At 48.1% G+C, this 20,571-nt stretch carries 15 protein-coding genes; 6 read left to right on the forward strand and 9 right to left on the reverse strand.

The genetic code is table 11. The features are described 5' to 3' along the window. Positions 1-35: 35 nt before the first annotated feature. From CWM47_RS29855 to CWM47_RS29870, 4 genes are all read right to left on the reverse strand, one after another. Positions 36-1,799, reverse strand: coding sequence for an ABC transporter ATP-binding protein (locus CWM47_RS29855; protein ID WP_100992232.1), 1,764 nt, complete (start codon positions 1,797-1,799; stop codon positions 36-38). Then, positions 1,783-3,537, reverse strand: a complete 1,755-nt coding sequence (locus CWM47_RS29860) for an ABC transporter ATP-binding protein (protein ID WP_100992233.1) — start codon at positions 3,535-3,537, stop codon at positions 1,783-1,785. The genes CWM47_RS29855 and CWM47_RS29860 overlap by 17 nt, the downstream gene beginning before the upstream one ends. 148 nt (positions 3,538-3,685) lie before the next feature. Then, positions 3,686-5,635 (reverse strand): SPFH domain-containing protein, encoded by a 1,950-nt coding sequence (locus tag CWM47_RS29865; protein WP_100992234.1) that lies wholly within the window; start codon positions 5,633-5,635, stop codon positions 3,686-3,688. Between the two features lie 219 nt (positions 5,636-5,854). Then, positions 5,855-7,291, reverse strand: a complete 1,437-nt coding sequence (locus tag CWM47_RS29870; protein ID WP_100992235.1) for a BamA/TamA family outer membrane protein — start codon at positions 7,289-7,291, stop codon at positions 5,855-5,857. Positions 7,292-7,413: 122 nt separating this feature from the next. Between CWM47_RS29870 and CWM47_RS29875 the strand changes: the two genes are divergently transcribed. Both CWM47_RS29875 and CWM47_RS29880 read left to right on the forward strand, forming a co-directional pair. Continuing rightward, a complete protein-coding gene (locus CWM47_RS29875) occupies positions 7,414-8,946 on the forward strand; it encodes an MFS transporter (RefSeq protein ID WP_100992236.1) in 1,533 nt (510 codons plus the stop codon). 122 nt (positions 8,947-9,068) lie between these two features. Further along, positions 9,069-10,016, forward strand: coding sequence for a carbohydrate kinase family protein (locus CWM47_RS29880; protein WP_100992237.1), 948 nt, complete (start codon positions 9,069-9,071; stop codon positions 10,014-10,016). A 78-nt stretch (positions 10,017-10,094) separates the two neighbouring features. Here the strand turns inward: CWM47_RS29880 and CWM47_RS29885 are convergent, their stop codons facing one another. The 4 genes from CWM47_RS29885 to lgt all read right to left on the reverse strand — a co-directional run bounded on the left by CWM47_RS29885 (position 10,095) and on the right by lgt (position 16,013). Next, on the reverse strand, positions 10,095-10,715 hold the full coding sequence (locus CWM47_RS29885) for a transposase (protein ID WP_100992238.1): 621 nt from the start codon (positions 10,713-10,715) through the stop codon (positions 10,095-10,097). A 396-nt stretch (positions 10,716-11,111) separates the two neighbouring features. Then, on the reverse strand, positions 11,112-12,746 hold the full coding sequence (locus tag CWM47_RS29890; RefSeq protein WP_100992239.1) for a M1 family metallopeptidase: 1,635 nt from the start codon (positions 12,744-12,746) through the stop codon (positions 11,112-11,114). Between the two features lie 15 nt (positions 12,747-12,761). Further along, positions 12,762-14,891 carry a S9 family peptidase gene (locus CWM47_RS29895; protein WP_100994121.1) on the reverse strand — a complete coding sequence of 710 codons (2,130 nt, stop codon included), beginning with the start codon at positions 14,889-14,891 and terminating at the stop codon, positions 12,762-12,764. Positions 14,892-15,167: 276 nt separating this feature from the next. Continuing rightward, positions 15,168-16,013, reverse strand: coding sequence for a prolipoprotein diacylglyceryl transferase (gene lgt / locus CWM47_RS29900; protein ID WP_100992240.1), 846 nt, complete (start codon positions 16,011-16,013; stop codon positions 15,168-15,170). Positions 16,014-16,201: 188 nt separating this feature from the next. Between lgt and yidD the strand changes: the two genes are divergently transcribed. From yidD to CWM47_RS29915, 3 genes are all read left to right on the forward strand, one after another. Then, the gene (gene yidD / locus CWM47_RS29905; protein WP_100994122.1) at positions 16,202-16,411 is read left to right on the forward strand and encodes a membrane protein insertion efficiency factor YidD; all 210 of its coding nucleotides are present in this window, start codon (positions 16,202-16,204) and stop codon (positions 16,409-16,411) included. A 118-nt stretch (positions 16,412-16,529) separates the two neighbouring features. Next, positions 16,530-16,904 carry a co-chaperone GroES gene (locus tag CWM47_RS29910; protein WP_100992241.1) on the forward strand — a complete coding sequence of 125 codons (375 nt, stop codon included), beginning with the start codon at positions 16,530-16,532 and terminating at the stop codon, positions 16,902-16,904. 110 nt (positions 16,905-17,014) lie between these two features. Beyond that, positions 17,015-17,416: a DUF4174 domain-containing protein gene (locus CWM47_RS29915; protein ID WP_240625522.1), complete on the forward strand. Its 402-nt coding sequence runs from the start codon at positions 17,015-17,017 to the stop codon at positions 17,414-17,416. A gap of 184 nt (positions 17,417-17,600) precedes the next feature. On the opposite strand, the gene CWM47_RS29920 is transcribed toward CWM47_RS29915, so the two are convergent. Then, positions 17,601-19,571, reverse strand: a complete 1,971-nt coding sequence (locus CWM47_RS29920) for a sialate O-acetylesterase (RefSeq protein WP_100992243.1) — start codon at positions 19,569-19,571, stop codon at positions 17,601-17,603. Positions 19,572-19,672: 101 nt separating this feature from the next. Here CWM47_RS29920 and CWM47_RS29925 point away from each other — a divergent pair, with 101 nt between their 5' ends. Further along, a complete protein-coding gene (locus CWM47_RS29925; RefSeq protein ID WP_100992244.1) occupies positions 19,673-20,569 on the forward strand; it encodes an SDR family oxidoreductase in 897 nt (298 codons plus the stop codon). Positions 20,570-20,571: the final 2 nt, after the last annotated feature.

Here is a 20,571-nt window from a genome sequence, read left to right on the forward strand (position 1 = left end):
CAAAGGTAAATTCTCTAGCCCGATTTTCACCTTCCTTAACTCACTCGCTTGCCATGCAGCAGCATATCTACGGCATCGTTAAGTGACCCTGCCAGCGTAACTTGCCCCGAATTAATAAAAAAGATTTCATCGGCGCTTTCAATCGTATTCAAGCGGTGAGCGATGATAATCCGAGTCGTTTTTTCGGGAAGATTTTGCAAAATTTCGTCCAGCAACTGTTCCGTAACAGTGTCGATATTGGCCGTAGCTTCATCCAGAATAAGCAAATCGGGGTTACGCAAGACGGCTCGCATGAACGCAATAAGTTGTTTATGCCCCAGACTGATGGCATCACCGCTTGTCTGAATCTTCGTGTCCAGACCGTCATCGAACCGCTCGACCAGGCCAGCCAGATTAGCCGCCCGAATAACCTCAGCTAACTCCTCGTTCGAATGACTTTGATAGGCTTCGTTACCGTATAAAATGTTCTCCCGAACGGTACCCGTAAATAAAAACGGTTCCTGAAGAATAAAGCCAATTTTTTGGGTGCGCTCTTCGGGACTATAGGCGCGTATGTCCTTCCCATCAAGTAACACCGTACCGCTGGTTGGGTCATATAAACGTGCAATCAGCGATGCTGTTGTAGTTTTACCGCCCCCCGTTGGCCCAACCAGCGCATAGGTCTTACCACGCGCAAGGTCGAAGCTGATGTTATGCAAAACCTCCTGCCCATCGGGATAGCTGAATGATACGTTCTGGAAAGAAAGTAAGGCTGAGGACGATGCAGACACCGAATCCGCTACGGTAACCAAATCCGTTTGCAGAACCAGTAATTGCGAGATTCGGTCCCAACCGGCTAGCGCCACCTGAAAGTTTGCCCACAGTGCAGCCAGTTGCCTCAGTGGGTTATAGAAATTGTTGACATACGAGAAAAAGCTAATCAACAAGCCAATTGTAAACTGGCCTCTTGAGATCAAGTATATACCATACGTCAGCACAACGAGTTGACCGAGGTTAGCGGCCATGCCAATAACAGGCGTAAAAACGTTGTTAGCCAACCCAGCCCCAATGGCCGTTTTGTAGTTTTGCTGGTTCGCTTCTTCGAATCGTTTTCGGAAATAATCGCGCCTGTTGAAGGCGATGATCACCTTGAAATTGTTCAGGTTCTCCTGAATTTCGGCACTCAGGTTACCAACACTTTTAAGGCTCCCGGCATTCTTGCGTTTCACCCAGGCCGAGGTGGCTTGTGTAAAAATCCACATGAGTATGGCCGGAGACAGGGCAGCAGCTCCGAGCGGCAGGTTGATGAACAACAGGAACAGACCAGCCCCGGTCATGATAAAAATACTTCCAACAAACTGCATTAACGACTGCGAGAAAAACTGATTCAGCTTATCGGTGTCGTTGTTGATTCGGGAAATGAGGTCGCCCGCTTTGTTCTGGTTAAAGAAAGCGACGGGCAATTCCTGTAATTTGTTGAATACGGCATTCCGAAGTTTGAACAGTGTCCGTTGGCCTATTCCGCCCATCAGGCGCGTCTGCACATAGTTCGTTACAAGCGCAATCAGGTAAATTCCGAGTAAAATACCTGCGTTCTGCAAAATCCCATTGTAATTCCTGGTCTGAACATAGGTATCAATTGTACGACCAATCAGCATAGGACTCACCAGTGTCAAACCCGAATTGACCAAAATGGCAACGAACGCCAGAATAAGGATTCGGCGTTCGTCCTCAATAAGCGCCAGTAGTTTTCTGAGGGCTTTATAGGTGGCATTTTTTTCTTTTTTCTGCCCAACGTCCTGACTAAGATCGTACTTCATATTGACTGGTGCTGCGTTGGGATTGATAAATCTGAACGTATTCGGGGCTGGTAGCCATCAACTCGGGATGGGTGCCTTTGGCAACAATTTCTCCCTCCATCAGCAGAATAATCTGCTCGTAATCTTCAACGGGTGCAATTTTCTGCGTTACGGAAAGCAGCGTCAGACCAGGGTAATTCTGCAGTACATTTGCCAGAATTTTCTCCTCGGTGTTCGTGTCTACCCGTGCCGTAAAATCATCCAGCAATAATACTTTAGGCTTGAGCGCCAACGCTCTGGCCAGCATAATACGCTGTTTTTGACCACCCGAAAGGCTACTTCCCCGCTCAGAAACGAGTGTATTGAGCTTGTCAGGTAGCGCGTTAATAAAACCCTCCAGTTCGGCAGTAGCGATGGCTTTTTCGAGCGATTTATCGGTTACAGTATCGCTAAAGGCAATGTTTTCGCGGAGGTTCACATTGAAGATGATGCTATCCTGAAAAACAAAACCCACCTGCCTATGAAAAGTCTCCTGATCGTAGCTGGCAATTGGCCTCCCGTCGTAATTAACACTGCCCGAATCGGCATTGATCAATCCCGTGAGCAAGAATAGTAATTGACTTTTACCGGCCGCCGTTGGCCCCACAATGGCTGTTCGACTACCGGCCTTTGCCGAGAATGAAATATCCTTCAATACGTGTTTTTCACCGTATGAAACCGATACGTTAACAAGTTCAATATCGCCATTTAGCGAAACATCTACGGTGCCTGTATTGATGGTTTCGGGAGCCTGCAACACCTGGTTGACACGCTCGTAGGAGGCCGATGCCTGCGCAATGACATTGCTCATAAACCCAATCACAATGATCGGGAAGATCAGTAGAGCCAAATAGCTATTGAATGCCGTAAAATCGCCCAGTGACATGCTGCCTGTGATGACGAAGTGCCCACCCAGCACCAGAATCGTCAGAGCGGCCATATTTGCCGTAAAGCTGATAACCGGAATAAGGGCGGCAAATAATCGTAAAATGGAAAGTCCCAGATCCTTAGCTTCGGTATTGGCCGCCAGAAACTTATCGTATTCCAATTGCTGCGAATTGAGCACCCGAATAATAGCTGAGCCAAGAATACTCTCGTTTATAACTTTATTGAGCCAGTCAATTACCTCCCGGCTCCGCTTAAATAGAACCCGCACTTTCTTCAGAACCAGATAAAATGTAATGCCAATAATAGGCACAATGGCCAGCACCGCCAGCGCCAGTGGCCAGTTGATATTGAGCATCAGGATACTGGCACCTATAATAATGCAAAGCGAGGATACGATGGACACAATGGCCTGCGAAACAAACATCTTGACCGAATCAATATCTGAGGTCAGGTTTGTCAGTAATTTGGAGGGGTTCGCCTGCTGAATATAGGCAAAGCTCTGGCGGGATATTTTAGCCGAAAGCTGCGTCCGTAAATCCTTCGCTACCTGCTCCGAAGCGTACGTTTGGACGATACTTTGCAGGTAGGTAAAAACAAAAATAAACAGAGCTGCCACCAGAAACTCGATCACTGTAGTCTGCAAAACGAACTTTCCGGCTGTATAGTCGTCGATGCCGTGCGAGATTAGCAGGGGCAGTAGCAGATTGACGCCATTACTGATTAGGGCAAACAAAATCAGCAACAGTATCATTCTGGAATATGGCTTTAGCAGGCCCAGCAAAGGCGATGACGTTTTTTTAGGTGCTTCTTTTCTCGGAGTGGCAGTATCCATAATCGAACTTTGAGGTGAAGCGTTGGCGGAGAGTTCAAAGATAACAGTAACGCAGTTGGAAAGCCGCGAAGCCGAAGTCTAAATTGTGCATAAAAGCTACAAATTAACCTTCGGCTTCGCGGCTTTCCAGCCGCGTTACTTAACACCGCTATTCTTTCTCCGTCGGCTTCGTCACATCAACGATTTTAATCGGTATACCCGTTTTTCGCTCTTCGATTTGCTCAAGCAACTTCAGACCCATCAGACCATTCATCGACCCTTCGGTACCAGTTCCCGATCCATTAATAACAATATCAGGAATAACGCGAATGTGGCCTTTACCAATCTCTTCCGTAATCTTGAAGCGCGTAAAGTTCTCTTCGCCCATCGCCTTCACCTGCAACTCGTAAGCTTCGGCAGTGGAACGACCAATGGCAAGAATTTTCTCGGCTTCAGCCGTACCTGTTTTGGCAATCCGCTCCGCTTCAGCATCAGCGGTCAGTTTTGTAGCCTCGGCATCAGCAGCCGCCTGACGACGACGGGCCTCTGCGTTGGCTTCGGCACGCACTTTTGTAGCCTCCGATTCTGCGCCGACCTGCAACTTTAGGCTACGGGCCTCCCCTTCCGATTTTTTAACGGCTGCATCTGCCGTGCGCTGGGCAATCTCAACACTTTGCTGCGCCTTCACGACCTCCCGCTGAATATCGGCCAGTGCCGTTTCGCGTTCCATACCCTGCCGTTTTTCCTGCGCCATTCGCTGCGTTTCGTAAGTCTTTTCCTCCTCCTGCGCAATCTTCCGGTCGGTCAGGGTTTTCATCAGGCTATCAGGTGGCACAATATCGCCAATGAGGGTATCGACGGCGTTTACATTATAAATTTCCAATACTGCCCGGATGTGCTCGCGGGCAGCCTCCTGCCGCTCTTTCCGGGTGCTCAGGAACGCAATCACATCAGAATCCTGCGCCGAGTTTCGGAAATAGTTACCAATGGTTGGCTCTAAAACCTGCGAAACGAGGTTAGTCATACTCCCAAAGCGGGCAATCACTTTTGGCGCTTCGACCGACGGAATATGAATAATTTGCGCTACGTCGAGATTGAACGGGAAACCATCTTTCGACCGTACCGTAATGGTGGAAAGATTCCGGTCGAGTGCGTGGGCTTCTGTGCGGGCATTGGCCCAGTTCAGCACAAGGTTCGTTGTTGGCACCACTTCTACCTTCATTGTAAAGGTATTGATCGGGTATTTACCCGGCCCCACAGGCTCCATCCATACGCCCCGAAATCCCTTCTGAACGATATTCCCGTGCTTGAACGCCACCCCGGATTGATCCTCACCATCTTCACCAATGTATGAAATTACCACACCCACATGACCAATGGGCACCTCGGTCATGGGTATCTCTTCAATCTGGACAGCCCAGGGGTTTATGTAGTACGAACCCGCTAACACAACCTGCGGTTGAAGCCCCCGGTTGCCACCATTTTGCAGGAAGAAATCGACGTTCTGAAAGTTGTTATGTCCTTCTACATTCTTACCCGCAATTTGTCCCGGTTGCAACGGTGCCCCATCGAGCGTGGTAATAATGCCGACCATATTCTCCTTGATAACGGTCATATCGGCAATCGTAATCGTAAAGGCGAAAGGGTTTATCCGATAGGTTCCCGGCGTGAGTACCGACGTTTGACGACCTTTTTGCCCGCCACTGTTTAGAAAACGTTCTGTGTCCTGAAAATTATCGGACTCCACCCGCCGGGCCAGAATATTACCCGTTGGCAGTTCGGCCCCGTCATTGGAAAGGACAAGCCCGATTTTACCTTCGGGAACCACCATAAAAGGCTGCATGGTGATGCCATACTGCCAGGGCCAAAGCCACCAATACAGCCCCGGAGCTAAGGTTTGTGCCTGATAACCAGCCTCCCCTTTTGTTGCAATGATACGACCGTCGGGCAGGCCCCGGTCTGTACCAACGAGCACATATTTTTTGGTCACCAGACCAATTCGGTCTTCGGGAACGATCACCATCCCGAATAAAAAGCGCAGTACCAATTTGTAAAGTACAACCATAAGAACCAACACGATCAGCCATGACCATGTTGACATCAGGGATAAAAATTCCATGAATGAAACAAGTTTAAACGATTAAGAAAATGATATGGGAATTAAAAACAATCCGACTAATAGTCGGAAAATGAAGACGGTGCGTCTACATTGGCGTAGGGAAAAGTTCGTCGAATTGACGCGTCAAATGTACGTGAAAGCCTGAATCCCTACGAACCGGGTTAGGATGATTGGTGACCTGCGAGGTAAATTGTGCAGGGGAATTGATGAGCGGCTTGATTACAGTTCCTGGGCCAGATTGAAGAAAAAGCCCACATTACCCTGGGCGTTGACAGTCCCGCTGAAACGCATTACAAGATTATAAAAACTCACTACGTCCAGGCTCATGCCTGTACCCATAAGTAAGCGATTCGCCAGCTTACTCTGATACTGTTCAGCGACTGTACTGCTTACATAACCAGCATCACCAAAGGCCGTTAGGTAGGCCGCAATAGGCACGGTGTTAAATTGACGGACATGAAGCCAGTTAAGCTGTTTTCGAACATTGAAAAGCTGATAACGCAGGCTATTACGAAAAATAAATGTTCGTTGCCCATCCACTACATAGAGTTCATACCCCCGAACCATGTCAATAGCATTACCTAATCCACGCAGGTTATAGTAGGGCTGACGAGTGGGCCAGGTAGCGCGGGCGCGTACGTTTCCGGCAAAATAAAACCGCCCACCCAGGGCCCAATACCGGGTGGCCGATGCCGACAGATCCAGAAAATGAAAGTTGTCATGCGGCAATAGCCCCGACACGCCCACCGCCCCCGCCAGTAACGTACCCTGTAGTGGATACACAATATTATCACGCCGGTCGTAGCGATAGGCATAGCTCATCGTCAGGTATTGCTGACTTGTGCGGCCATCTAAAAAGTAATCAGGGTTCAGTTTGGCAATCGTATCGGCAATGGTGTTGCGGATATAGCGCGTATCGAGCGTATGGTAATGATAGAGTCCGCGTCGGTGGGTCAATATCACGGCGGCATAAGCCCGCTCACGAAGCACCTCATCCGACTTCACATAAACCCACTTATCAAACTGTGTCCGGTAAGGTATTTCCTTATTGGTTGTATAGGCCAAATCAACACGAAGGCCAATTTTCTGCGCCAGATCAATGTAAGGCTTTGAATAGGACAGCACCGTTCGTTGCTGAAACCCACGTTCAACGACTACCTGAACTCGGTCGTTGTTACCGGTGACGTTGCGATAACTAAGGCGGCCACCATAAATAACCCGACTAAAATCTCGACCCCTGTCATACCACCACTCGTTAAAATTTCGGTCGGCCAGATCAAAAACGGGATACGCGATAACGTACCAGCGCTCCTTCATGAGTATAGTCAGATCGAGTTGGGCTAGGGTTTTGGCATCAACAGCGGGCGTGATCTCGGTGGCCACATCGACCGTAACGAATAAGGTCGTATTATTGATATTCCGCTGATCCCAGGCTATACGGCCTGGCAAATCGGCCAGTTGAACGGAGTCGCCCATGTGCAGGGTCATTTCCCGAAGGATGATCCGGTCGCGGGTGCGGTAGTTTCCTTTGAGCGTAATGGACCGGACAATAACTTTCTGAGCCGAGTCGGCTGGAGCAGACGCAAAAACGGAAAAAGACGATAAAAGGACTACCGTTATTACCGGAAATAAGAGCGGCCACCGTTTCGGAATCATGCTCAAAAGTACGCCTTTTCAAAAAAATAAGACAAGTATATCTCCGTATCCTGCAAACGAGTACGTATTATTGTTAGCTTTTAAGCAACACCTATGATAACTATTTAAATATACGCCAATCCATGCAAACAGGAAGCATACAGAAATCTACGGGCACGGCTAAACCCAGCTTGAGTTTCTGGCAGATCTGGAATATGAGTTTCGGATTTTTGGGTATTCAATACGGTTTTGGTCTACAACAGGCCAATATGAGTCCTATTTATCGCTACCTGGGCGCTGACGAAGCTTCCATTCCGGGTCTTTGGCTCGCGGGGCCATTAACAGGACTATTGCTCCAGCCAATTATTGGTGCTATTTCGGATAAGAGCTGGTCGCCACGCTGGGGCCGACGAAAGCCATTTATTCTGGCCGGGGCTTTGTTAGGTAGTATTGCCATGATATTCATGCCCAATTCATCTTACGTTTGGATGGCAGCAGGCTTGATGTGGATGCTCGATGCCGGGTTGAATTCAGCCATGGAACCTTTCCGGGCTTTTGTGGGCGATATGCTTAACGACAAACAACGACCTACCGGCTTTGCCATACAATCATTTATGGTCGGTTTTGGGCAAACCTTAGCCAATCTAATGCCGTATCTGCTACCTATTGTGGGCGTTTCGATGGTGATGTCAGATGACCAACTGTCGAATGGTATTCCCAACTCGGTGCGTTATCCGTTTTATATTGGAGCTGCTTCTATTCTGATCTCGGTGTTCTGGACAATCCGCACAACAAAAGAATACCCACCCGTCAACGACAGTTATAAAGACCAGCATGTTTTTACGGACGAAGAAAAAAAGTCGATTTCGTTCTGGCATCTGGCGTTAACCCTGGGCGGTGCAGTTCTGGCTTTCTTTTTTGCCGCGCGAATTGGCGGTTTAGTAACAGGTTCACTGTGGGGTGTGGGTGTATTTGCAGGCGGCTACTTACTCCTTAGACTTCCTATTTTCAAAGAGATACTAGCTTCACTCTCGGCCATGCCTACTGTTATGAAACAGCTCTGGTGGGTCAAATTTTTCACCTGGTATGGGTTGCCACTTATGTGGCAATATCTGTCATTGGCAGTGGCAAAATATGCGTTCAACGCGCCCGACGCGGTTTCGAATAAAGTTGGGTTTGAAGAAGGCACTAAATGGGGCGGACTTTGCTTTGCTATGTTCAGCATCTCCTGCGCCGTTATTTCATTCTTTATTCCACGTATTGCCAAAGCTCTCGGTAGTGCCCGCGCTACCCATGCCGTATTCCTCACGATTGGGGCAATGGGCTTCTTTCTGACCCTTACCTCCAATGATAAAATGATCTACCTCATCGGTATGACGATTATTGGGTTTGCCTGGGGATCTATCATGTCGATGCCTTATCTGATGTTGGCAAGTGCGGTTCCCAAAGAACGTATGGGTGTTTATATGGGCATTTTCAATGGATTTATCTGTGTGCCACAATTTATCGGTATGCTCACCGTACCCCTTTTTTACAAACCCATTCTGGGCGATGATCCGCGCAACGCGCTTGTGTTAGCCGGTATTTGTCTGCTGTTGGCAGCTGCCTCCTGCTTCCTGGTTAAAGAAATCAAACCGAGGGCCGAAGAAGATACGATTCCAGTTGAGTTTGGCTGAAATTAACCTGAATTTACTGTGCACGACTGCGCGGGCGGCTTCGTTACGTTTTTTGCTCACGTCGAAAAAAACGTAATTCGTACATCGTAACGAGATCGCCCGCGCGGTCGTAATTCATTTATATGACAAATTCACCCCGCCCCTACGCTCTCCTTTCCGTTGGCGAACTATTAGCCGATTTGATTGGCCACCATGTTTCACATAGCTTACTCGACGCGCAGGATTTTCGTCGGTATCAGGGAGGTAGTCCTGCGAATATGGCAACCAATATGGCCCGGTTAGGTAATCCAACGGCCCTGGTGGCCTGCGTTGGTAATGACAACATTGGCACCTACTTAACACGTCAGATTGAAGAATCGGGTGTCGACATCCAGTTCATTACAGCCGACTCGCAGGAACCGACAAGTATTGTTCTGGTTTCCCGTACGGCAGGAACACCCGATTTTGTTGCCTACCGCCATGCCGATTGTCTCCTTAAACCCGAACAACTTCCCGACTCACTATTAGCGCAAACTCAGTTGTTTCATACGACCTGCTTTGCGCTTAGTCGACAACCGGCGCAGGATACGATTGTCGATGCGGCTAAACGGGCTCGGGCTGCTGGCTGTCAGGTTACGATCGATACCAATTACGCCCCAAGTATATGGCCAGACCGCGATCAGGCCTGGCGTGTTATCAGCGACTATTGTTCGGCTGGAGCTTTGGTAAAAATCAGTGAAGATGATGCCGAGCGGCTTTATGGCGGAACCCAAACACCCGAACGGATATTGGAAGATTTCCATCAAATGGGTGCAGCCATGATCTGCCTGACACTTGGCCCGAATGGTAGTTTGGTTTCGTATGATGGCGGCTCAAAACAGTCGCGCATTCCGGGCAGAAAAATCGATGTTGTCGATGTTACCGGCGCGGGAGATGCGTACTGGGCTGGCTTCCTGACCGCCTATCTGGATGGCTATGCACCCGGCAACTGTGCCCATGCAGGCGCAGCTTTAGCTAAAATGAAGTTGACTCGGCAAGGTCCATTACCTGATAAAGTTGACAGGAAGGTATTATATACCCAGTTCGAGTAAGAGTTTTGTTACCTAAAAGAGGTTGGTTAACCAAACTTGTAAGTCCTGTTAACCAACCTCTTTTCTTTGTATCGTTTTTTACTTTAAGTCGCCTAACTTATCCAGATCAACATCGTTCAGGGCCGCTTTCATTTTGTCCATGCTTACGCCCCTACCTTTTACCGTTACGAGAAAACGCTTGTTTATCAGCATAGCAATTTCGCCGTCTTTTTCTTTGTTATCGTATTTTTCGTACGATTTATTATCACCAATAGTGCTGGTTTTCTCGTAACCATTTTCGGTTTCTTTATCCACTTCCATCATCGACCAGGCGGCTAATCCCATCATCATAGCCGAGCCACCTCCATCCACGATAGACATCTCAATAGTTTCGGTGTCGTCGGTGTTCCCATATTTACCAGTTGCGGTGGAGATTGAGAAACCAGCGGCTCCATTTTTTTCACCAGTTGCTTCTTTCCGCGTCAGGCCATCCGCATCGGCAGGCAGGAGTTCTTTCAACGACCGAAAATCAACGGTAGATACGGGACCTTTTTTCTGCATTTCTTCGGCTTGAGCGGCCATCTCTTTCATGGCACTGGCAGCGCCCATAACCGATACTGACTCTTCATCTTTTTTCTCTTCTTCTTTCTTTCCTCCGCAGCCGGTGAATAATAGAGCTGGCAGCAATCCGGCCCAAAGCAGGTTTAGATTTGTACGCATGGTCGTTGTGAAACTAAGGATGGGATTGGACAATTAACTGTCAGAAAGTTACATTTTCTATTCACATTAGTGTTAATCTTTTGATTAAACGTTATGATCGAACCCTTCTCTTTAGGCAGATTCAGCATACTCAGTTAAGCTTCTGTTCGTAATACTCTGTTTCACCTACTGTTATCAAACTTGAATACGTGCATAAATTATAGCACACATGTAGCTATTTATTTTCGACATTTAATAAAAGGTTTTTAACCACAGAGGCACAAAGAGCACAGAGATTTGAAAGGGTACTTTTTACCCCATTAAACCTCTGTGCTCTTTGTGCCTCTGTGGTTAAAAACCTTTTATTAAACGTCAAGGATATCTACAATTGACTGTTATAGTCAACAGTTCTTTACATCACTCTACCAATTTAGTAAGTACATAATAGTTAGCGTCGACCGTGAGCGTGGTCTCGTTTTTTACGGTTAGTGTTTTCCATTCTGCCGTGGGCTGTACCTGAAAATAAGGTCCCGATGCGCCCGCACATACCCGAACAGGCATATCGAAACCTGACACAGAGTTGGCCCAGCGATACTGAAACCCACCCATTACTGGACGATATTCGAGTATAGGAATCTTATTCGTACGCAGATATTGATCAAATACAGGCATTAAATTGAGCCCCGTTTGCTGACTCATGTATTGCTCAATCTGATTAGTCGTCACTGTCTGGTGATAGAAGGTTTTATTCAATCCGCGCAAAACCTGTCTCCATTTTTCGTCGTCGCCTACCAGTTGCCGGATCGTGTGCAACATATTACCGCCTTTGTAATACATATCCCCCGACCCTTCGTGGTTTACGTTATATACACCAATGATGGGTATATCATTTCTGATATTAGCACGACAACCAATTACATACTGAGCACCAGCTTCTTTTCCATAATAATACTCCGTAAACAGGCATTCCGAATAGTTGGTAAAACTCTCGTGAATCCACATGTCGGCTACGTCTTTATAGGTAATATTGTTGGCAAACCACTCATGCCCCGACTCGTGAACGATAATAAAATCCCAGAGCAATCCCCAGCCTGTGCGAGAAAGATCGCGGCCCAGATATCCATTCCGAAAGTGATTTCCATAGGTCACCGAACTCTGGTGTTCCATGCCGAGGTAAGGAGTCTCGACCAGTTTATAGCCATCTTCATAAAATGGATATGGACCAAACCAATGCTCAAACGCTTTCATCATCTTAGGTACTTGCTTAAACTGCATTCGGGCCGAATCGGCATGGACAGCGAGTGCGTAATAATTTAACGCGAGAGGGCCTTTTTCTCCCTGATAGGTTTCTGACCAGTGTTCATAGTGGCCAATATTCAAATTGACCCCGTAGTTGTTAATAGGATTGACCACATACCAGTCGAAGGTGCGGGTGTGGTCGGGGTTGTTGGTTACTTTACGGAGTCGACCATTCGAGACATCCATCAGGTCTTCGGGAACGGTAACGCTGATCGCCATGGAATCAGGCTCATCGTACATATGGTCTTTGCAGGGCCACCACGCGCTGGCACCCAGTCCCTGACAAGCCGTAGCAATAAACCAGTTTCCCGATTTATCATGCGACCAGACAAGGCCGCCATCCCAGGGCGGGCGTTTTGCAACTCGGGGTTTACCAGCATATTGTACCGTTACAGACTCCGTCTGACCCGTTTTCTGCGGTTTCGTTAGGGTAACAAAATAGGCGTTGCCGTCCTGCCGAACGGCAAGCGATTGGCCGTCCTGCTCTACCCGAACAACGCGCAACGGGCGCTGTAAATCTACCTGAAGTATTTGACCGGGTTTCAACACCCGATACCTGATTAAAGTTGAGCCGCTTAAGGTACTATCCCTGGGCTGTACCCGAACGTTCAGGTGATAATACGCCAGATCCCACCAGGCACGTTCGGGTGTGATAGACCCGCGAAGGGTATCATCGTGCGTAAAATGAGTTTTCTGCGCTTTTGCCCAAACGGGCAATGTCAGCAGCAAAATGAGGAACAAGAGTCGATTCATGGATTAATCGAGTGATTAACGTGGGCCGGGTGGGCAGTATTTAAGCAGGTAATTCGTATACAGTGTTTGCAGGTGCTGGGAGGTTCCCGGTCCCTCGCTGATACCATGCGAGCGGTTCGGGTAGGGCATCACCTGAAACTGTTTGTTGTTCTTTATCAATTCGTTGATAAGTACCTCGGCATTGTCGTAATGCACATTGTCATCGCCGGTGCCGTGAATATAGAGCAGGTTGCCGCGCAGATTTTTCGCATACGTAATGGGCGAGCCGGCAACAAAATCCTCCCGATTTTCCTGAGGAAGACCCATATACCGTTCCTGATAAATATTGTCGTAAAAGAGCTGATTACCCACGGCGGCAATAGAAATCCCCGTTTTATAGATGTCCGGGTATTGAAACAATAGATGCAGGGTTGTGGAGCCTCCCCCGCTCCATCCCCAAACAGCCACGCGGCTGGTGTCTATGTAGCTGTGTTGTGCGAATAATTTACGCGCACCCATTGCCTGATCGCGGATATTGATCCGGCCAATTTGCCGGTAGATCGACTTCCGCCAGGCGGCTCCTTTCAGGTTGGGCGTTCCCCGGTTGTCGAGGGCGACATAGATATAGCCAGCCTTAGCCATGTCGCCTTGAAACAGTCGATTCTGACCGATAGAAAAATCATCATTTACGGTGCTTCCTGCCGGTTCGCCATACACATAAAAGACAATCGGGTATTTTTTGGTACTGTCGAAATCCGTCGGTTTGGCCATCCAGCCATCGAGTGTTACCCCATCGTCGGTGGTGAGTTTAAAAAAGTTGACGTTCGATTTGGTAGCGGGCTTGATTTTGGCCGCAATACTCTCTGTTTCGTTGACCGCTTTATGGTCAGGCAGGCTTATCCACTCACGTGCCGGGGGTGTTTGGTAGTTTGTGAAGGTGTGCTGAGCAAACCGGCCATTGGGCGAAATCGTGTACCCGTGGGTTCCTGCCTGCCCGGTGGGCGTTACGCGCTCAGCCTTCCCTTTACCGTCCAGGCTGGTTCGGTACAGATACCGTTGGTTTGTATTATCGGGCGACGCAATGAAGTAAATCTGAGTGGTAGCCTCGTTGATTTGACTGATTGTAGCAATATCGTAATCCCCAGGCGTCAGAAGAGTTTCTTTTTTACCATCGGTAGTAATGCGGTACAAGTGCCGCCAGCCGTCTTTTTCAGACACCCATACAAAGGACTTTCCCCTTTCCAGCCACTCCCAGCCACTTGGATCGTCGCGGCTCCAGCGTGCTTTAATATCGATCCAGCCTTTATCCGTTTCTGTATAAACAAGGTTTGCCGATTGGCTGGCTGGGTTGCAAATAAACAGTTTACTTTCATTTTGCTTCCGGTTCAATTGCTGTACAATCACACTTCCCCCAGCAGGAAGCCACTCCAGACGAGTGAGGTAATGTTGCTGCGAATCGCCGGGAATGTTCAGCCAGGTTGTTGGTGGTATGGCATTCGGGCCACCCGTTACAGACACAACCCCGATGCGCGTTGGCGATGGGCTTTCGCCTACTTTGGGGTACTCAACCGGCACCACGTGCGAATAAGCAGAATCTGTTGTGTTCAGCATCAGGTAATCGCGGATATTGGTAGCGTCTACCTGCCAATACGCAATTTGCTTGTTATCGGGACTCCACCGAAAGCCATCCCGGCAACCGAATTCTTCTTCATACACCCAGTCGAACGTACCATTGATGCGTTTCCGGGTACCATCGGTCGTGAGTTGGGTCGTTTTGCCGGTTGCTACCTCTTCGATAAACAGGTTATGTTCGCTAACATAGCCTACCGTGCGCCCATCTGGCGACAATTTGGCATACATCAGCGATTGCGACGGGCGTTTACCAGACAGACCAACTTGCCGGGCCTGACCACTTGCCCGATTAATCAGGTAATAATCGCCTTTGGTGTTATACCGCCAAACGCGGGCCGTATTTGTAAAGATTAGAACGGTCGCACTATCGGCGGTGAAGGCAAAATCGGCAACGGGCATTGGCTGTTCACTACCGGGCCGATGCAGTTTGTCTTTAGCCAAAAGAACCGTTTTTCGACCCGCGCGAATATCGGTCTTTACTACTTCTCCCTGCTCAACGGTGGCTAATGCGTTTCCATCAGCAGACCAATGCATTTGTCGGCCGGGGACCTGAGCCGATACATTGCAAGCGATTAAACCTATCAGGAAAGCTGACAGGTATTGACGTGGCATAAAAAAAGACGAACTCACAGAATGAAGTGTAAAATTGAGGTAAGATATCCTCAAAAATACAGCATTTTCTGTGTTCCCGTCTTTTTATGAATGACATTCCCGTTTCTCACAGATGGGTAGGGGTGTAAACCAGATCGACACAGAATTTCTGTACCTATTTGGCTATACATTTACACCTATCCACCCGAACGATACAGGCTACGACTTAATCGTTCTTGGCTCCTCAGATACCGGTAAAACAGTGGGCGTCCGGTAGCTGCGTACCAGGAAATAAATACCCATCAGCACGGCCGGAATGCTCAGAATTTGTCCCACGTTCAGGGGCAGACTATCCTCGAATGCTACCTGATTTTCTTTCAGGTATTCGTAGAAAAATCGCAAGCCAAAAATCCAGATCATGAAAATCCCCAGCATACTGCCACGGGGCGTCCGTTCTTTTGTGCGATTCCAGAACCACAGCAGGATAAAAAACAGGATCAGGCAGGAAATGGACTCATACAATTGCGCCGGGTGGCGGGGAATTTTGGCGTATTCTGTATTATTCATGAACACAAACGCCCAGGGGACATCTGTTGGGCGGCCAACAATTTCGGAGTTCATCAGGTTGCCGAAACGGATACAGGAACCCGCCAGCGCTACCACAATCGCGATGCGATCAGTTACCCACAAAAAGGTCTGATTTGTGCGAATACTTTCTTTCCGTCGGGAGTACAACCACAGTCCTGTCAAAATGCCGATAATGGCTCCGTGGCTGGCTAATCCCGCGAAGGGCGGAGTAATAACGGTAAGTGGATGATGCAGGAGAACATCTGGTTCGTAAAACAAAAAATGACCAAACCGGGCACCAAGTATGGTGGATACGACCATATAGATCAGCAAGGTATCGGTGTCAGCAAGGGGCTTATCTTCCTTCTTGAAAACGTAGCCCATGATTTGCATCCCTATCAAAAAACCCAGTGCGAACAATAACCCATACCAACGCACCGAGAATGAGCCAACGTGAAAAATTTCGGGATTAACTTCCCAAATAACGTATTGAAGCATAGAATTAAATAAGTTTCAGGTTTATGGTTATAGGTTTACGACGGTTCGCCAGAGCGACGGTCCGCCGTTGTGATGGTTCGCCGTAGCGATGGCCCGCTGACTGATAAGCCCAAAACCGATTACCGATATTGGGCAAAGATACAGATTGCGGGAAAGTTTTTGGTCGTTTTAATGTTTAGCGGTTTATGATGAAATCAATTTTAATCGGACTTGTTAAGGTGTATCAGGCCATTGTGTCACCTTACTTTCCAAATGCCTGCCGTTATACGCCAACCTGTTCGCAATATACAGTCGACGCTATTCGAAAACATGGTGCCCTCAAGGGTGGCTGGTTGGGCTTAAAACGTATTGGCCGATGCCATCCCTGGGGCGGGCACGGCTATGATCCTGTTCCGTAGCGACGCTGTGACATTTTGGCCTATCCATAAAACTCGCCTGATTTTTGACTGATAAAAATAGCCCGAACAGCTTATGCTCCTTTGGGTTCAAAATCGATGTTTACGACTCCTTACACATATGCTTGGAATTACTGCCGATAATAAACTGAAACGCCTGATTGTTGTGGGCGACCGGGTGTTAATTAAACCCAAAGACGCATCAGACCGTACGAATAGTGGCTTGTATTTACCCCCAACGGTTCAGGAAAAAGAACAAGTTCAATCGGGTTACGTTATTAAAGTGGGACCGGGTTACCCTATCCCCTCGCCATCGGAAGATGAGCCCTGGAAAGAAACCACCGAGAACGTAAAGTATATGCCGCTTCAGGCGCAGGAAGGCGACATTGCCCTGTACTTACAACGAAGCGCCATTGAATTACAATACGAAGGTGAACAGTATGTCATTGTGCAGCAAGCATCAATTCTGATGCTGGAACGTGAGGAAGATTTATGAGTAAGGCGGCTGGAAAGCTGCCAGCTTGAAAGACAAATTTGAGGCTGGAAAGCCGCAAAAGGACAAACACTATGCGATACTATTGGTTGATACCCTTGACAATCCTGCTAATGGGATTTGCCCTTACTATGGAAAGTGTAGCGAATCAGCAAAAATCGCTCAAAGCGATATTAACCGAAAAGAAAGACCATCGGCGCGTGCTCTTACTATACACCCGCGACGATGCCCAGCATTATAGCATTCAACAGCAGGAAGCGTTGAACGAAGAAAAAGCGGGACTCGACGAGCGTGATCTGGATGTAATCGTTCTCCTATCCTCGCTGTTGATGGAGCCGGATCGTCAGTTTTTGATGCACGACTTCAAACTCAATCCTTCCGACGAATTTTCGGCCTGGCTAATCGGAAAAGATGGTGGTGTCAAGCAAACATACAAAAAGCCAATCGACGTAAAAGACCTGTTCAGAATCATTGACAGCATGCCGATGCGGAGACAGGAGAAAAGTAAACCTTGACCGGGATTTTATCAAGATTTAAAAGATTAAACACGATTATTGCACAATTACAATCTGCGTAAAACAATTCAAAGATTAGAGGATTAAACTAGATTATTTGGCATCAACAATACCCTATCCTAATAGCTCGAAGAGCTATAGTCGATAATCTTGTTTAATCCTTTAAATCTTGAAAAAATCCCGGTTAGTGCTCTTCAAACTTAGCCGCTTCTGTTATGCCTTTCCAGGTGTCGGTGCGGAAGGGAACCGCCGGGAAGTTTTCCTTATTATATAAATTCACGTCGCCATTATCGTCGGCCCAGCCATAGCGAACAGCTACGGGTATTGTTACAGAATCGGCTTGAACAACAATACTGTTGCCCTGAATAGCAGCCTTCGCGTAATAGAATTTCTTGTCGGCTCCGGCTATTTCAAAGCCTTTCAGATACCCGTATTTGTCCTTCACCAGTAGGCCGCTCCCTCCGTTGCGGAACGTCAACACTGCCTTGTTACCCTCAACGGTCATTTTATCCAGCATTGGCCCGCGAGACACGTCACTACCCTCCTCACCAGGTTGATGATAGGCAACGCGCATGGCTTCGGCGGCTAAGCGATTACCAACGTCCAGCTTATTTTTTGGGTGAATATCCGTTCGCTCCCCAATATCTGACGTGACAGCCATGCCCGTGTTTGGCAACTGGAGCGTCATGGTTTGTGCTTCCCGCAGTTCAGCCCAGCCACTACCATGCCTGCTGTCGCCGTTAGATGCGTTGAAACTGGCTAGCTGAACAAACAGGAATGGAAAATCGTATCCCCAATGTTGACGCCAGTCCTGAATCATGAGCGGAAAGGTTTTCCGGTACTGATAGGCCCGGCCCGCGTTCGATTCCCCCTGATACCAGATGGCCCCTTCAATCGCGTAAGGTATCAGTGGATTCAGCATGGCGTTGAATAACTGGGTCGCATAGGTATTAGGCCCTGGCTTATAAGACGATTCAAAAACACTGGCAACCCGGTATTTCCATTTTCCGGCCAGTGGAATACTAAGTCCGTCGCCCGCGAGCTTGAATTGTTCCGGGCGTCCCATTATTCCACCGCTACCACCATTGTCTGCAACGCGTATGGCAATCACATTACGACCCGGCTTCAGCAATCCATCGGGCACAGCATAGGCACGAGGCCGCCCGCCTTTTATACTTCCCACCATCTGCCCATTTATAAAAGTCGAATCACTATCAGCAATGGACTCAATGTTTAGTGTCATTTTCTGTAGGTTGCTACCTTCGGGAATCATGATCTCCTGCCGAAACCAGACAACGCCATCTAAGGTTGGCAACCCACTCCATTCCCAATCGCCGGGCATATTCATGGATTTCCAATTCGTATCATCCAAATTGGCTCCACCCCAGGCTTGCTCCTCGGCGGCTGTTGGCAAACCGCCCTGTTGTTCCTTCATCAGCGCCTGCGTACGGGCGGCCCCACTCTTAAGCACCTCCTCATCTGTAGCGGGTAGTTTAGCCGCAACCAGCTTGAGTTCGTCATTCTGGTTCATAGCCTCACGGCTGGTCCAGGTTTCGGAATGCGTGCCCCCCCACGAGGTGTTAATCAGGCCGATAGGTACGTTCAGTTCTTTCTGTAACTGCTTTGCGAAGAAATACCCAACAGCCGTAAACTGAGGGGCTGTTTCTGGGGTGCATACACTCCAACTTCCGTCAATGTTATCTTTGGGTGTAAGGCTCAGGTCTTTCTTTACCAAAAGTTGACGGATGTTGGGAAAGTTGGCCGTAGGAATTTCGGTTTTGGCGTTGGCAGCTGCGGAAAGTGGCCACTCCATATTCGATTGTCCGGAGCAGATCCATACTTCGCCCGCCAGAACGTCATCGAATGTAAGGGTGTTTTTCTTTCCCTGAACCAGCATCTGGTAAGGCCCGCCAGCTTCCATTGCGTCGAGTGTAATACGCCATTTGCCATCTTTTCCCGCCTTAACCGTCTTGATCTGTTTGTTCAGGGTCACAGTAACTTTCTCGCCCGCATCGGCCCAGCCCCACACAGGCACGGGTTTCCGGCGTTGCAAGACCATGTGTGAACCAAAAACGTTTGGCATACGAACATCAGCAAACGTGCTTTGAACAGCCATCAAACTAAAAAAGAGCAAGTGCCAGATTAAACGATTCATTAGTAGCTATAATTTTAGTTATTTGTCTATGCCAACCCGGCAGGGGCCGCTACTCTAAAAGATAAAATTCTAGGTTTATCCTTATCGATTAACAACTATTCATGGCAGCAAAAGCGGTTGAACGCATTTTACTTACAGGCGCTAGCGGAAATATTGGACAGGAAACCTTACGGTCGTTAGAACAATCTCCTGATAGAAAGCAATTTAGTATTGTTTCAGGACAGCGTGATCCAGAAAAATGGATTAACAACTCAGGAATACAACCAGATGAATCTGTTTACTTCGATTTTGAAAATCCATCCCGATTCGATGAAATTCTGAAAGGTATTAGCCGGGTTCTTCTTGTCCGGCCACCTCAACTGGCCGACGTAGATACGATTTTTAAACCATTTGTTGACGCGATGCAACGGGCTGGTATAAGGCAAGTTGTCTTTTTATCGCTTCAGGGCGCAGAGAACAACCCAGTCACACCTCACCACAAAATTGAGCAGTTGATTGTTGACGCGAATATACCGTTCACGTTTTTACGGCCGAGCTTTTTCATGCAGAATTTAAGCACAACCCACCGCGATGAGATACGGCTTCGAAACGAAATCTTTGTACCGGCAGGAAAGGGTCGAACCAGCTTTATTGATGCTCGGGATATTGGCGAGGTTGCTGCTCTGGCCCTAACAAGCCAAACAAGCGAGTTCATGTTTCGGAGTTATGAACTAACGGGCTCAGAAGCCCTTACATACGCTGAAATAGCGCAGATATTGACAGACATATTGGGTCGAAAAATCACATACCGAAACCCATCTATATTGAGGTTTGTCTGGCAGAAATGGAAAAAGGAGCACTTGCCTCTGGGGTTTGTCCTAGTTATGGTAGCACTCTACACCTTATCGAAACTAGGTAAAGCAGCTACCCTCACACACGAAACAGAGCAAGTGCTTGGACGTCTTCCGCGTACGTTCAAGCAATTTGTTGAAGACTACCAAACAGTCTGGATGCCGTGATA

It is taken from the genome of Spirosoma pollinicola (genome assembly GCF_002831565.1).
In the GTDB taxonomy this organism is placed as follows: Bacteria; Bacteroidota; Bacteroidia; order Cytophagales; family Spirosomataceae; genus Spirosoma; species Spirosoma pollinicola.